The organism is Phreatobacter aquaticus (genome assembly GCF_005160265.1).
Lineage (GTDB): Bacteria > Pseudomonadota > Alphaproteobacteria > Rhizobiales > Phreatobacteraceae > Phreatobacter > Phreatobacter aquaticus.
This window is the reverse complement of sequence record NZ_CP039865.1, coordinates 1,509,965-1,522,894: the sequence shown is the minus strand read 5'-3', so window position 1 is coordinate 1,522,894 and position 12,930 is coordinate 1,509,965. Positions and strand designations below refer to the sequence as shown.

General features: G+C 66.9%; 14 protein-coding genes. 6 read left to right on the top strand and 8 right to left on the bottom strand.

Going from position 1 to position 12,930, the window contains the following annotated elements; translation table 11 throughout:
• Nucleotides 1–29 precede the first annotated feature (29 nt).
• On the top strand, nucleotides 30–1,202 hold the full coding sequence (locus E8L99_RS07100) for an ABC transporter substrate-binding protein (RefSeq protein WP_137098883.1): 1,173 nt from the start codon (nucleotides 30–32) through the stop codon (nucleotides 1,200–1,202).
• Nucleotides 1,203–1,266: 64 nt separating this feature from the next.
• Nucleotides 1,267–2,448 carry a 4-hydroxybenzoate 3-monooxygenase gene (gene pobA / locus E8L99_RS07095; protein ID WP_137098882.1) on the top strand — a complete coding sequence of 394 codons (1,182 nt, stop codon included), beginning with the start codon at nucleotides 1,267–1,269 and terminating at the stop codon, nucleotides 2,446–2,448.
• A gap of 198 nt (nucleotides 2,449–2,646) precedes the next feature.
• Here the strand turns inward: pobA and E8L99_RS07090 are convergent, their stop codons facing one another.
• The 4 genes from E8L99_RS07090 to E8L99_RS07075 form a co-directional block, all read right to left on the bottom strand.
• Nucleotides 2,647–2,892 (bottom strand): hypothetical protein, encoded by a 246-nt coding sequence (locus tag E8L99_RS07090; RefSeq protein ID WP_252511286.1) that lies wholly within the window; start codon nucleotides 2,890–2,892, stop codon nucleotides 2,647–2,649.
• A 69-nt stretch (nucleotides 2,893–2,961) separates the two neighbouring features.
• Nucleotides 2,962–3,672, bottom strand: coding sequence for an ABC transporter ATP-binding protein (locus tag E8L99_RS07085; protein ID WP_137098881.1), 711 nt, complete (start codon nucleotides 3,670–3,672; stop codon nucleotides 2,962–2,964).
• The gene (locus E8L99_RS07080; RefSeq protein WP_137098880.1) at nucleotides 3,669–5,429 is read right to left on the bottom strand and encodes a branched-chain amino acid ABC transporter ATP-binding protein/permease; all 1,761 of its coding nucleotides are present in this window, start codon (nucleotides 5,427–5,429) and stop codon (nucleotides 3,669–3,671) included. Before E8L99_RS07080 ends, E8L99_RS07085 begins: the two co-directional genes overlap by 4 nt.
• A gap of 1 nt (nucleotide 5,430) precedes the next feature.
• A complete protein-coding gene (locus tag E8L99_RS07075; RefSeq protein ID WP_137098879.1) occupies nucleotides 5,431–6,471 on the bottom strand; it encodes a branched-chain amino acid ABC transporter permease in 1,041 nt (346 codons plus the stop codon).
• A gap of 157 nt (nucleotides 6,472–6,628) precedes the next feature.
• On the opposite strand from E8L99_RS07075, the gene E8L99_RS07070 reads away from it, so the two are divergent.
• The 4 genes from E8L99_RS07070 to truA all read left to right on the top strand — a co-directional run bounded on the left by E8L99_RS07070 (nucleotide 6,629) and on the right by truA (nucleotide 9,659).
• Complete coding sequence (locus E8L99_RS07070; RefSeq protein ID WP_252511285.1) at nucleotides 6,629–7,102, top strand: MarR family winged helix-turn-helix transcriptional regulator; 474 nt, start codon at nucleotides 6,629–6,631, stop codon at nucleotides 7,100–7,102.
• Between the two features lie 292 nt (nucleotides 7,103–7,394).
• Nucleotides 7,395–7,913 (top strand): peptide deformylase, encoded by a 519-nt coding sequence (gene def / locus E8L99_RS07065; RefSeq protein ID WP_137098877.1) that lies wholly within the window; start codon nucleotides 7,395–7,397, stop codon nucleotides 7,911–7,913.
• A complete protein-coding gene (gene fmt / locus E8L99_RS07060) occupies nucleotides 7,910–8,842 on the top strand; it encodes a methionyl-tRNA formyltransferase (RefSeq protein ID WP_210421797.1) in 933 nt (310 codons plus the stop codon). The genes def and fmt overlap by 4 nt, the downstream gene beginning before the upstream one ends.
• A 10-nt stretch (nucleotides 8,843–8,852) precedes the next feature.
• Entirely contained in the window at nucleotides 8,853–9,659 is an 807-nt protein-coding gene (truA, locus tag E8L99_RS07055) for a tRNA pseudouridine(38-40) synthase TruA (RefSeq protein ID WP_137098876.1), read from the top strand.
• A gap of 152 nt (nucleotides 9,660–9,811) precedes the next feature.
• Here the strand turns inward: truA and dapE are convergent, their stop codons facing one another.
• The 4 genes from dapE to dapD form a co-directional block, all read right to left on the bottom strand.
• On the bottom strand, nucleotides 9,812–10,972 hold the full coding sequence (gene dapE / locus E8L99_RS07050) for a succinyl-diaminopimelate desuccinylase (protein ID WP_137098875.1): 1,161 nt from the start codon (nucleotides 10,970–10,972) through the stop codon (nucleotides 9,812–9,814).
• Nucleotides 10,973–10,975: 3 nt separating this feature from the next.
• A complete protein-coding gene (locus tag E8L99_RS07045; RefSeq protein WP_137098874.1) occupies nucleotides 10,976–11,410 on the bottom strand; it encodes a DUF805 domain-containing protein in 435 nt (144 codons plus the stop codon).
• A 67-nt stretch (nucleotides 11,411–11,477) separates the two neighbouring features.
• Nucleotides 11,478–11,945 (bottom strand): DUF805 domain-containing protein, encoded by a 468-nt coding sequence (locus E8L99_RS07040; RefSeq protein ID WP_137098873.1) that lies wholly within the window; start codon nucleotides 11,943–11,945, stop codon nucleotides 11,478–11,480.
• 9 nt (nucleotides 11,946–11,954) lie between these two features.
• Nucleotides 11,955–12,797 carry a 2,3,4,5-tetrahydropyridine-2,6-dicarboxylate N-succinyltransferase gene (gene dapD / locus E8L99_RS07035; RefSeq protein WP_137098872.1) on the bottom strand — a complete coding sequence of 281 codons (843 nt, stop codon included), beginning with the start codon at nucleotides 12,795–12,797 and terminating at the stop codon, nucleotides 11,955–11,957.
• Between the last annotated feature and the right edge of the window lie 133 nt (nucleotides 12,798–12,930).

Genomic DNA, 12,930 nt, shown 5'->3' with positions numbered 1-12,930 from the left:
CGGTCCAGTCCAACCCAAGGGAGAACGACATGACCATCCTGACACGACGCAGCACACTCCTCGGCGGCACCGCGCTCGGCGTCGCCGGCCTCATCGGCCGCGCCTCGGCGCAGACATCCGAAATCACCATCGGCATCACCATCTCGGTCACTGGCCCGGCGGCCGCGCTCGGCGTGCCGATCCGCAACATGGTGGAGCTGCTCTCGCCCGAGATCGGCGGGCTGAAGGTCAAGGCCATCGTGCTCGACGATGCCGGCGACCCGACGGCTGCCACCACCAATGCCCGCCGCTTCGTCGCCGAGGACAAGGCCGACGTGCTGATGGGCTCGTCCACGACGCCGCCGGGCATCGCCGTGTCCAACGTCGCCTTCGAGGCCAATGTGCCACATTTCTCCTTCGCGCCGATCCCGATCCAGCCGGGCCGCGAGAAGTGGAGCGTGGTCATGCCGCAGCCGGTTGCGCTGATGGCGAAGGGCCTGTTCGACCACATGAAGCGCACCAATGTGAAAACGGTCGGCATGATCGGCTTCTCCGATTCCTGGGGCGACCTGTGGCTGCGCGAGTTCAAGGCCCAGGCCGAGCCGGCCGGCATCCGCCTGACCGCCGATGAGCGCTATGCGCGCGCCGACACATCCGTTGCCGGCCAGGCGCTGAAGCTCGTTTCCACCCGCCCCGATGCGGTGCTGGTGGCGGCCTCCGGAACGGGTGCGGCGCTGCCGCAGATCGCGCTGCGCGAGCGCGGCTTCACCGGGCCGATCTACCAGACCCATGGCGCGGTGACGCGTGACTTCATCCGCATCGCCGGCCGCGCGGCGGAAGGCGTCATCATGGCGTCCGGCCCGGTGATTGCGCCGGAGCTGCTGCCGGCGACGGCCCAGGTCAAGGCGCCGGGCCTGGCTTACGTGAATGCCTATGAGGGCAAGTATGGCAAGGACACGCGCACCCAGTTCGGCGCGCATATCTTCGACGCCTGGGAGGTGCTGAAGCGGACCGTTCCGGTGGCGCTGAAGACCGCCAAGCCGGGCACGCAGGAATTCCGCGAGGCGATCCGCCAGGCCATGCTGACCGAGCGCGACATCATCGCGAGCCAGGGCGTGTTCAACTTCACCGCCACCGATCGCTATGGCGTGGACGATCGCGCCCGCGTGCTGATCACGGTGAAGGACGGCAATTGGGCGCTGGTGCCGGGCTCCGCCTCCTGACGAGCAGCAGGGCCCGGCGCCAGGCCGGGCCCTTTCCCTTTCTGACCTCGGACATAGAACCAGCATGAGCAAGACGCGCACCCGGGTCGTGATCATTGGGGCCGGCCCTTCCGGCCTGTTGCTCGGGCAGATCCTAACCAGAGCCGGCATCGACAATGTCATCCTGGAGAACCGGGCGCCGGACTATGTCCTGGCCCGCGTGCGCGCCGGACTTCTGGAACAGGGCACCACCGACCTTCTCGATGCCACGGGCGTCGGCGAGCGGATGCGCCGCGAGGGTCTCGTTCATCATGGGCTGGCGCTGACCTTCAACGGCGAGAAACACCGGATCGATCTCTCCGGCACCACCGGCGGCCGGACCGTGATGATCTACGGCCAGACCGAGGTGACCCGCGACCTGATGGATGCGCGCAAGGCTTCCGGCGCCACGACCGTCTACGAGGCCGAGGCGGTGGCGCCGCACGATTTCGACAGCGCCCATCCGCGCGTCACCTATGTGAAGGACGGCGTCACCCACGAGATCGACTGCGATTTCATCGCCGGCTGCGACGGCTATCACGGTGTCTCAAGGGCGAGCGTGCCGGAGCGCTCGATCCAGACCTTCGAGCGGGTCTATCCGTTCGGCTGGCTGGGCATTCTGGCGGAAGTGCCGCCCGTCGACCACGAACTGGTCTATGCCAATTCGCCGCGCGGCTTCGCGCTGTGCACCATGCGGTCCAACGCCCGCAGTCGCTATTACGTCCAGTGCCCGCTGACCGACCGCGTCGAGGACTGGTCGGACCAGCGCTTCTGGGATGAGGTGCGCCTGCGCGTCGATCCGGAGACGGCCGCCGCCATCACCACGGGCCCATCGTTCGAGAAGTCGATCGCGCCGCTGCGTTCCTTCGTGGCCGAGCCGCTGCGCTTCGGCCGGATGTTCCTGGTGGGTGACGCCGCCCATATCGTGCCGCCGACCGGGGCCAAGGGGCTGAACCTCGCGGTCAGCGACGTGCGCTATCTCTCGCAGGGGCTGATCGAGCACTATCACGAGAAGTCGGATGCGGCGCTGGAAGCCTATTCCGGACGGGCGCTGGCGCGCATCTGGAAGGCGGTCCGGTTCTCGTGGTGGATGACCACCATGTTGCACCGCTTCCCGGACCAGACGCCGTTCGACCAGAAGATCCAGGAGACGGATCTCGCCTACCTCGTGTCCTCCGAAGCCGCGATGACATCGATGGCCGAGAACTATGTGGGACTGCCGAGCTGAGACGTGAGCTCAGCCGCGCCACTTCCCACCCTCCCCTGGAGGGGGAGGGTCGATCGAGCGTCAAGCGAGATCGGGGTGGGGTGAATGTGAGGTTGGGCTGCTGTCACCCCACCCCGTCGACCTGCGGTCGCCGACCCTCCCGCTCCAGGGGAGAGTGAAGCCGCTCTGGCCTCCTCGTGGCCATCCACGCCAGAGAACTCAGATGCTGGGCGCCCGGCTGCGCATCTCGTAACGGGCGCGCAACATCGGCGCGATCAGCCAGGCGATCGGCGCGGCGATCACGAAGCTGGCGGCTACCATCCAGGGAAACAGCTCCCAGGCACGCTCGGACAGGTAGGGCATCGACAGGATGGTGACGGCGCCGATGCCGAACAGCACGCCTTGCGTCATCATGAAGATCAGGATCGCGATCCTCAGATTGGTCGTCATCATGAAATGGGTCATGGCTTGCCTCCCCGGCTACAGCACGGAGAGGCAACCGATGGTTGCTCGAATGGTTCCGGCTCGCGCTGGTTAGCCGAGACCCAGATAGCTCTCGACGATCCGGCTGTCCTTGGCGAGCTCCGCCGCCTTGCCTTCCAGGCTGATGCGCCCGAGCTCCATGACATAGGCGCGGTCTGCGGCGGCCAGCGCCGCGCGGGCATTCTGCTCGACCAGCAGGATGGCGGTGCCGGCGGCGCGCAGGTCGGCGATGATCGCGAAGATGTCCGCGACGATCTTCGGCGCGAGGCCGAGGCTCGGCTCGTCCAGCATCAGGAGGCGCGGCCGGCTCATCAGCGCGCGGCCCATGGCGAGCATCTGGCGCTCACCGCCGGACAGGGTGCCGGCCATCTGCTTGCGCCGCTCCAGAAGCCTCGGGAACCGGTCGAACACTTCCTGCAGCGCGCGGGCCGCCTCGGCGCGGGCCACGCGGAAGGCACCGAGCACCAGATTGTCCTCGACGCTCATGGAGGCAAAGAGTTCGCGTTTCTCGGCGACGAGACATAGTCCCAACCCGACGCGATCCTCTGCCTCGATGGGGCCGATATCCCGGCCCTCGAAATGGATCTCGCCCGACGCCGGCAAGAGGCCCATGGCGGCATTGAGCAGCGTGCTCTTGCCGGCCCCATTGGCGCCGATGACGGTGACGATCTCGCCCTTGCCCACCTCGACGGTGACGCCGGAAACCGCATCGACATGGCCATAGGAGACCGAGAGATCGCGAAGGCTGAGCAGCGCGGTCATTCGGCGGCTCCGAGATAGGCGGCAAGCACGGCCGGGTCCTTCTTGATGATGGCGGGCGGCCCCTCGGCGATGCGGGTGCCGAAATCCAGCACGACGATGTGGTCGGTGAGGTTCATCACGAAGCCCATGTCATGCTCGACCAGCAGGACCGAGACGCCCTCGCCTTTTAGCTGGCGCAGGAGATCGGCGAGGGCCGTCTTCTCGAAATGGCGGAGCCCCGCCGCAGGTTCGTCGAGGAGCAGCAGTTCGGGATCGAGTGCCAGCGCGCGGGCGATCTCGACGATGCGCTGCTGGCCGAGCGCCAGCGATCCCGCCGGCTTGTGCATGTGCTCGGCGAGGCCAACGCGGGCGATCTGGCGGGCTGCTTCGGCCTTGAGTCGCCGCTCCTCGGCGCGATCCAGCCGGAACAGCCCGGCAAGGAAGCCCTGGGAGCCGCGCAGATGGGCGCCAAGCGCGACATTGTCGAGCACGCTCATCTCCGGCAGCAGCTTCACGTGCTGGAACGAGCGCGCAATGCCGAGGCTCGCAATGGCCTGAGGTCCTATGCCGGCTATCTTTTGGCCGGCAAATGTCACCGAGCCCGATGTGAGGCCAAGCACCCCGGTGATGAGATTGAAGGTGGTGCTCTTGCCCGCGCCGTTCGGCCCGATCAGCGCGACGATATCGCCACGCTCGACGGCGAAGGAGACGTCATTCACCGCGACAAGACCGCCAAAGGCCTTGCGGGCGCGATCGAGCGACAGGATCGGGGTCGCCGCACTGCGCGTCCGGACGGGTAGCGGCTCGGCGGCAAGATCGACATCCGGCGGCGGGGCCGGCGGTACGAGGGCTGCAAGCCGCGGCCACAGCCCCTCGCGCGCCACCTGCAGGATGACGATGAGCGCCACGCCATAGACCACCGTCTCGAGCGGGAAGGACGTGCCGAACACGACCGGAACGATGCGCTGAAGCGCATCCTTGAGCATCACGACCAGACCGGCGCCGATGACCGCGCCCCAGACCTGGCCGGCGCCGCCAAGCACCGCCATGAACAGATATTCGATGCCGGGGTTGATGCCGAAGGGTGTCGGGTTCACGGCGCGCTGGACATGGGCATAGAGCCAGCCGGAGAGGCCCGCCAGCAGGGCCGCATAGACGAAGACCTTGAGCTTGACCCAGGCAGGGTTGATCCCGAAGGCCTCAGCCGCGACCCGTCCGCCGCGCAGCGCGCGGATGGCGCGGCCTTCGCGGGAATCGAGCAGGTTCGCGGTGATCAGCGCCGCCGCGATGACGAAGGCCCAGATGACGTAATAGACCGCGCGCGGATCGATCAGCGAATAGCCGAACAGTGACAGCGGCGGGATGCCGGAAATGCCGTCATGGCGGCCGAGCATCTCGATATTGGCGAAGACGTAATAGAGGCTGAAGCCCCAGCAGATGGTGCCGAGCGGCAGGAAGTGGCCCGAGAGGCGCACGGTCACTAGGCCGAGGATGACGGCGGCAAGGCCGGTGACGGCGAGCGCGAAAGGCAGGGTCGCCCAGGGATTGAAGCCGTATTGGGTGGTCAGAACGGCGGAGGTATAGGCGGCGAAGCCGCAGAAGGCGGCCTGTCCGAAGGAGGTGAGCCCGCCGACGCCGGTGAGCAGGACGAGGCCCATGGCGACCAGGGCCGCCAGGCCGATATTGTCGAGCAGCGTAATCCAGAACGACGAGATGCCGGGAATGAGCGGCACCAGCGCCAGGACGAGGGCAAAGAGGGGGATGGCGGCGCGGCGCATGTCACTCCTCCTCGTCGTCGGAATGGGGCGAGGCGAGCGAGCGCCACAGCAGGACCGGGATGAGCAGGGTGAAGACGATGACCTCCTTCATCGCGCTCGCATGGAACGAGGCGAAGGATTCCACCGTGCCGACGACGATGGCCGCCGCGGCCGTCAGCGGATAGCTGACGAGACCGCCGATGATGGCTGCGGCGAAGCCCTTCAGGCCGACGAAGAAGCCGGTGTCGTAATAGAGCGTGGTCATCGGCACGATGAGCACGCCGGACACCGCGCCGATGATGGCGGCGAGTGTGAAGGCGATGTGGCCAGACAGCCCCAGCCGGATGCCGACGAGGCGCGCACCCGTGCGGTTGATGGCGGTGGCGCGCAAGGCCTTGCCGGCGAGCGTGTGGTTGAAGAACAGCCAGAGCGCGACAATCAGCAGGATCGTGATGGCGTAGATCGCCAGATTCTGCCCGGTGACGACGATCGGTCCGACCGGCAGGACCGCGCCCGACAGCGGCGGCGCGCGCAGGCCTTCGGGGCCGAAAAAGACAAGGCCGATGCCAGTCATGGCGAGATGGACGGCCACAGCCGCGATCAGCAGGACCAGCACGGAGGCATCGGCGATCGGCTGGAACGCGACGCGGTAGAGATAGGGGCCGATGGGGGCGACGATGGCGATGGTCAGCGCCAGATTGACCAGCGATCCGCCACCCAGCGACAGCGACACTTTGGTGGCGGCCAGCACGAGAAGCGGCAGGCCGAGCGTGAAGGCGGCATCGCGCGCGACCTTGGCAGGCTCCAGAACACGGCGGCGCGAGACCAGTTCGAACACGAAGGCCGCGACCCCGAAGGCCAGCGCCATATAGGCCGTGCCTGGCATGCGGCCGGCTTCCAGCAGGGCGAAGGTCAGGCCGCCATAGGCGACGAACTCGCCCTGCGGCACGAAGATCACCCGCGTGACGGCAAAGACCAGCACAAGCGCGAGGCCGAGCAGGGCATAGATGGCGCCATTGGTGACACCGTCCTGCACGAGGAACAGGATGATGGTCAGATCCATGGCGTGGCGCCCCCCGACCGGGGATTGGGCGGCATAAGGCCGCCCGTCTGGAACGCTGGCATGCCCCCTCCCGAGGGTTTCTTATGAATTAGATATAGACTATAACTATTTTGAACATGGGATCAACCGAAACGACCATCGGCCAGGCAGAATGATCATGGTGACACCAAGCCGCAAGCCGCGCGTGGCCGCAGACGCGAAAGACGGCGCGGAAACGCTCGATTTCGGCATGTTGCCCGGTCTTGTCGGCTATGTGCTGCGCCGCGCCCAGCTGAGGGTCTTCGAGGATTTCATCCGGTCTTTCGAGCCCTTGGCGCTCAGGCCGGCGCAGTTCTCGGCGCTCCTGCTGATCGAGGCCAATCCCGGACGCAGCCAGCGCGAGATCGCCGCCGGCCTCGGCATCCAGCGGCCGAACTTCGTCGCGATGATGGACGAGTTCGAAGCCCGCGGGCTCGCTCGCCGCACCCGCTCCGAAGTCGACCGGCGCAGCCACGCGCTGATGCTGACACCGGCCGGCACGGACTTGCTGGTGCGCGCCAAGGCGGTGGTGGCCGAGCACGAGGCGCGCGCCACGGCGGGCTTGAGCGAGCCCGATCGACTACGCCTGCTGGCGCTCTTGAAGGCGATGTGAGCTTGGCGGAGCAATCGACGCGACCTTTCACCCTCCCCTGGAGGGGGAGGGTCGATCGAGCGTGAGCGAGATCGGGGTGGGGTGAGGTGACAACCCACCGCCGCTATGCCACCCCACCCCGTCGGCCTTTGGCCGCCGACCCTCTCCCTCCAGGGGCGGGTGAAGGGTTCGTGTGCCCCGCCCACCGCCCCTCCTTCCGCCCCCACAACATTGACCCCGCCCCGCCGGACGCTTAACTCAGGCCCAACAACGGCCCGCGAGGCCGGCGACCCCGCTTCAGAAGACCCGTTCCATGGCGCTCCGCGAGATCATCTGCATTCCCGACCCCCGGCTGAAGCTGGTGAGCGAGCCGGTGGCCGAGGTCACACGGGACATCCGCAAGCTCGCCGACGACATGCTGGAAACCATGTACGAGGCGCCCGGCATCGGGCTGGCCGCGATCCAGATCGCCGTGCCGAAGCGCCTGGTCACCATCGACATCGCCCGCAAGGACGAGCCGAAGACGCCGATCGTGCTGATCAATCCGGAGATCACCTGGCGTTCGGAAGAGCTCAACGTCTATGAGGAAGGCTGCCTCTCCATCCCCGAATATTACGAGGACGTGGAGCGCCCGGCGCGCTGCACGGTGGAGTTCCTCGACCTCGACGGCAAGCGCGTTGCGCTCGACTGCGACGGAATTCTCGCCACCTGCGTGCAGCACGAGGTCGACCATCTGAACGGCGTGCTGTTCATCGACTACATCTCGCGGCTGAAGCGCGAGCGGGTGATCAAGAAGTTCACCAAGCAGGCGAAGCGCGAGGCGGGCGCGTGAGCTTGCGCGTCATCTTCATGGGCACGCCGGATTTCGCCGTGCCCACGCTGTCCGAGATCATCGGGCAGGGCCACGAGGTCGTCGCCGTCTATACCCGTGCGCCGAAACCGGCTGGCCGCGGCATGGCGGAAATGAAGACGCCGGTGCACCAGCTGGCCGACCGGTTCGGCATTCCCGTGTTCACGCCGAAGACGCTCAGGGCCGCCGAGGCGCAGCAGGCTTTCGCGAGCCTCGGCGCCGACGTCGCTGTGGTGGTTGCCTATGGGCTGATCCTGCCGAAGGAGGTTCTGGAGGCGCCTGCACTCGGCTGCCTCAACCTCCACGGCTCGCTCCTGCCGCGCTGGCGCGGCGCTGCTCCCATCCAGCGCGCCATCATGGCGGGCGATGCCGAGACAGGCGTCATGGTGATGCAGATGGACGAAGGTCTGGATACCGGGCCGGTCGGCATGGTCGAGAAGATCGCGATCAGCCCGGACATGACCGCGCAGGACCTGCACGACCGAATGAGCGGGCTCGGTGCCGATCTGATGGTGCGCGCACTGGCCGCACTCGAGCGTGGTTCGCTCGGCTTTGTGGCGCAGGCGCAGGACGGCGTCACCTATGCCGCCAAGATCGACAAGGCGGAAGCCCGGATCGACTGGTCCAGGCCGGCGGCCGAGGTCCACAATCTGATCCGTGGCCTGTCGCCGTTCCCGGGCGCCTGGTTCGAGGCCGATCTCGGCAAGGGCAAGGAACGGGTCAAGGTGCTGCGGGCCAAGCGCGTCGCGGCCGTTGGCACGCCTGGAACCCTGCTGGACGAGGCTCTGACGATCGCCTGTGGCGAGGGAGCCGTTCAGCTGGTCGAGGTCCAGCGCGCCGGTTCGAAGGCGATGGTGGCGGCGGACTTCCTGCGCGGAGCCAAGCTCGGCGCGGGCACGATACTCGGCTAGCATCAGCGCCATGCCGCGCTACAAGCTGACCATCGAGTATGACGGCGAGGCCTATCTCGGCTGGCAGATGCAGGCGGCGAGCTATGGCCAGTCGGTGCAGGGCCAGATCGTCAGCGCCATCCGGGAATTCTCCGGCGAGGACGTGACAGTGGCGGGGGCCGGGCGCACCGATGCCGGCGTCCATGCGACCGGCCAGGTGGCGCATGTCGATCTCGTCCGCGACTGGCCTGTCAGGGTGGTGCGGGATGCCACCAACCGCTTTCTCAAACATGATTCCATCGCGATCCTGTCGGCCGAGAAGGTGCCGGAGACGTTCGACGCGCGCTTTTCGGCGATCCGGCGGCACTATCTCTACCGGATCGTCGACCGGCGCCCGCAGCTGGCGCTGGAGCGCAAGCGCGCCTGGTGGTCGCCGCGCCGGCTCGACATCGAGGCCATGCAGGCCGGCGCCAACCACCTCATCGGCCGGCACGACTTCACGACCTTCCGCGCCACCGAATGCCAGGCGAAATCGCCGGTGAAGAATCTCGATGTGTTCGACATCACCCGCGAAGCCGATGGCTCGGTCGCCTGCCGGCTGTCGGCCCGCTCGTTCCTGCACAATCAGGTGCGCTCCATGGTCGGCACGCTGCGCCATGTCGGTGAAGGCCAATGGACGCCGGACGATGTGGCCAAGGCGCTGGAGGCCCGTGATCGCAAGGCCTGCGGGACAGTCGGGCCAGCGCATGCGCTCTATCTGACGCAGGTGGATTACCGGGACGAGGCCGCGCCGCTGCCGGATGACCCGGCGGCGCAGGACAACGGTCTGACCGAGTAAGCGGTCCTTCGAGGCTCGGGCTTCGCCCTCGCACCTCAGGATGAGGGGTGGAGAGTGTGTGCCCGCTCAGGCAGTCCTCTTGGCGCCACTTCGCCTTACCTCATCCTGAGGTGCGAGCCGCAGGCGAGCCTCGAAGGACCTTTCAAAATCGCCTAGCCCTCGAAATAGCGATCGAGGATCCGCCGGTAGATCGCCGTCAGCGCGACGAGATCCGCCACCGGAACGCGCTCGTCCACCGCATGCATGGTCTGGCCGACGAGGCCGAACTCGATCACCGGGCAATAATCCTTGATGAAGCGGGCATCGGACGTACCGCCGGAGGTCGACAGCTCCGGCTGCCGGCCGGTCACCTCGGCAATGGTCGCGGCGATCATCTCGACAAAGGGACCGGGCTTGGTGATGAAGCTCTGCGAATTGCCGCGCGCATAGGTGACGGCGACGCCGATCCCCTCGCCCGCCCCAGCCGCCGCAATGCCCTCGATCCAGGCCTTCAGGCCGTCCAGCGTGTGCTCGTCGTTGAAGCGGATGTTGAACCGCGCGGTTGCGACCTGCGGGATGACATTGGTGGCGCCATTGCCGACATCGACCGAGGTGATCTCGAGGTTCGAGGCATCGAAATGGGCGTTGCCCTGGTCCAGCGGCTTTTCAATCAGCCTCTGCAGGATACCGAGCAGCGCCGGAATGGGGTTTGCCGCGCGCTTCGGGTATGCGACATGGCCCTGCTTGCCGGTGACGGTGAGGACCGCCGACAGCGAGCCGCGCCGGCCGATCTTGATCATGTCGCCAAGGGCCTGCGGGTTGGTCGGCTCGCCGACGATTGCGTGGTCGAAGCGCTCGCCGCGCGCATGGGCCCATGCGAGCAGCTTCACCGTGCCATTGACCGAGGGACCCTCCTCATCGCCGGTGATGAGAAAGCCGATCGAGCCCTTCGGCTTGCCGCCGTTTGCCTGGAGTTGGTCGAGGGTGGCGGCCAGGAAACAGGCAATGCCACCCTTCATGTCGACGGCGCCGCGGCCATGGACGACGCCGTCGTCAAGCGCGCCGGAGAAGGGATCATGGCGCCAGGCGGCGGGATCGCCGGGCGGCACCACGTCGGTATGCCCGGCGAACAGGAGATAGGGGGCCGCCGTCCCGATCCGCGCATAGAGGTTCTCGACATCCGGCGTGCCGGGCTCCGAGAAGGTCACGCGCTCGACAGCGAAGCCCTCACCGGCCAGCACGCCCTCGAGATAGGACAGTGCCCCACCCTCGGTCGGCGTGACCGAGGGACAGGCGACGAGGGCGCGCGTCAGCGCGACGGGATCAGCGGCCATGGATCAGAACGTCGAGACGGGGTCGGCGCCATACTGGTTCGGGCCCTTGGTGCCCTCCAGAAAGCCGAGATCGACCAGCATCCAGATGGCGAGGCCAAGGGCGATCAGGCCGAGCAGCATGGCGATGAAGGAGCCGAGGAAACCGATGATGCCGACGAGCGTCAGGATCTGGACGGCGAAATTGTAGGCGAAGAAGCCCTGGACATACATCTGCGGGTGGCCACGATCGTTCGAGCGCTTGATCGACAGGCAATAGGCCGGAAACAGCATGGCGATGCTGACGACACTGGCGAGGATCCAGCTGATCGAGCCGATGATCAGCCCGTTGAGCAGGCCGGCCACGAACAGGACGGCAAAGCCGATCCAGAAGTCCTGACGGGCGATCCGGCCGTCCACGGTGAGCAGCAGCTTCTTGAAGTCGATGTTCTGGAAATTCACGGTCGTCTCCGATCACGTGCGTCGCGCCCGGCCGGACCATCGCAACCGACCGTCCCGGGGTCAACATTCAATCGAGCGGATTGGGACCGTAGCGGTTCTCGCCGGGTTCGCCCGGAAGCAGGCCGAGGTCGATCACCAGCGCGATGATGGCCACCAGAACCCAGATGCCGAGTGTCATCAGCACCGGCCGCAGGGACCCGACATCATCAACATAGCCGAGCACCTGGAAGACGCTGACCAGGAAGGCCGGCAGGAAGAAGAACAGGAGATAGAGCTCGCTGTGGCCGCGATCGTGGGCACGCTTGGTGGCCAGCGCCAGCGAAGGATAGAGGAAGGCGAGGCCCGCCACGGCGGAAGCGGGATTGCCGCCGAAGCCGAAAGCGGCCTGGTCGGCGAAATAGGCGACCACGTTCAGCGCCAGCGCGGCCACCCAGAACGGCAGGCGCGGGATGCGGCCCTCGAACGAGAACAAGAGATAGGCCCAGGCGGCGGGGTCCGCCCAGATCTGTCTCCGTCGCCAGTCGACCTGCGCCATGATGTCGGATCAGTCGCGCAGCAGCTCGTTGATGCCGGTCTTGGACCGGGTCTTCTCGTCCACCGTCTTGACGATGACGGCGCAATAGGTCGACGGACCCCAGTTCTCGCCCGGCAGGGCCTTGCCCGGCAGATTGCCCGAGACCACCACCGAATAGGGCGGCACGCGGCCGACATGGATCTCGCCCGTCTGCCGATCGACGATCTTGGTGGAGGCGGAGAGATAGACGCCCATCGAGATCACCGAGCCCTGGCCGACGATCACACCCTCGACCACCTCGGAGCGGGCACCGATGAAGCAATTGTCCTCGATGATGGTCGGGTTGGCCTGCAGGGGCTCCAGCACGCCGCCGATGCCGACGCCGCCGGAGAGATGGACGTTCTTGCCGATCTGCGCGCAGGAGCCAACCGTCGCCCAGGTGTCGACCATGGTCCCCTCATCGACATAGGCGCCGAGATTGACGAAGGAGGGCATCAGCACGACGTTCTTGGCGATGAAGGCCGAGCGGCGCACGACGCAGTTGGGAACCGCGCGAAAGCCGGCCTTGCCGAATTCGGCCTCGCCCCAGCCCTCGAACTTGGAGGGCACCTTGTCCCACCAGGAGGAGCCGCCGGGGCCGCCCGAAATGGTGGTCATGTCATTGAGCCGGAAGGACAGCAGAACCGCCTTCTTCAGCCACTGGTGCACCACCCATTCGCCGGTTTCCTTGGAGGCGACGCGCAGTGTGCCGGCATCGAGAAGGGCGAGCGCGGTCTCGACGGCGTCGCGCACCTCACCCCTGGTGGACGCGTCGATCGACGCACGGTTCTCGAAGGCGGCCTCGATGACCGACTGAAGCTGCTGGTTCGACATGGGATTGTTCCGGGCTCGACCACTGGTTCTCAGCGGCCTTGTCCCCGCGTGCTCGGGTCCTGTCAAGCGCGCCCGGCGGTCATAGTGTCCATGCCGGATGCATCGCGGCATGGCGCCGAGTGGGGTGGGTGCG

What these genes read in the sequence shown, in the direction of transcription:
- pobA (WP_137098882.1), top strand. Translation starts at nt 1,267, where the DNA reads ATGAGCAAGACGCGCACCCGGGTCGTGATCATTGGGGCCGGCCCTTCC.
- E8L99_RS07085 (WP_137098881.1), bottom strand. Translation starts at nt 3,672, where the DNA reads ATGACCGCGCTGCTCAGCCTTCGCGATCTCTCGGTCTCCTATGGCCAT.
- E8L99_RS07040 (WP_137098873.1), bottom strand. Translation starts at nt 11,945, where the DNA reads ATGGCGCAGGTCGACTGGCGACGGAGACAGATCTGGGCGGACCCCGCC.
- truA (WP_137098876.1), top strand. Translation starts at nt 8,853, where the DNA reads ATGCCGCGCTACAAGCTGACCATCGAGTATGACGGCGAGGCCTATCTC.
- E8L99_RS07090 (WP_252511286.1), bottom strand. Translation starts at nt 2,892, where the DNA reads ATGACCCATTTCATGATGACGACCAATCTGAGGATCGCGATCCTGATC.
- E8L99_RS07080 (WP_137098880.1), bottom strand. Translation starts at nt 5,429, where the DNA reads ATGCGCCGCGCCGCCATCCCCCTCTTTGCCCTCGTCCTGGCGCTGGTG.
- E8L99_RS07100 (WP_137098883.1), top strand. Translation starts at nt 30, where the DNA reads ATGACCATCCTGACACGACGCAGCACACTCCTCGGCGGCACCGCGCTC.
- def (WP_137098877.1), top strand. Translation starts at nt 7,395, where the DNA reads ATGGCGCTCCGCGAGATCATCTGCATTCCCGACCCCCGGCTGAAGCTG.
- E8L99_RS07075 (WP_137098879.1), bottom strand. Translation starts at nt 6,471, where the DNA reads ATGGATCTGACCATCATCCTGTTCCTCGTGCAGGACGGTGTCACCAAT.
- dapD (WP_137098872.1), bottom strand. Translation starts at nt 12,797, where the DNA reads ATGTCGAACCAGCAGCTTCAGTCGGTCATCGAGGCCGCCTTCGAGAAC.
- E8L99_RS07070 (WP_252511285.1), top strand. Translation starts at nt 6,629, where the DNA reads ATGGTGACACCAAGCCGCAAGCCGCGCGTGGCCGCAGACGCGAAAGAC.
- dapE (WP_137098875.1), bottom strand. Translation starts at nt 10,972, where the DNA reads ATGGCCGCTGATCCCGTCGCGCTGACGCGCGCCCTCGTCGCCTGTCCC.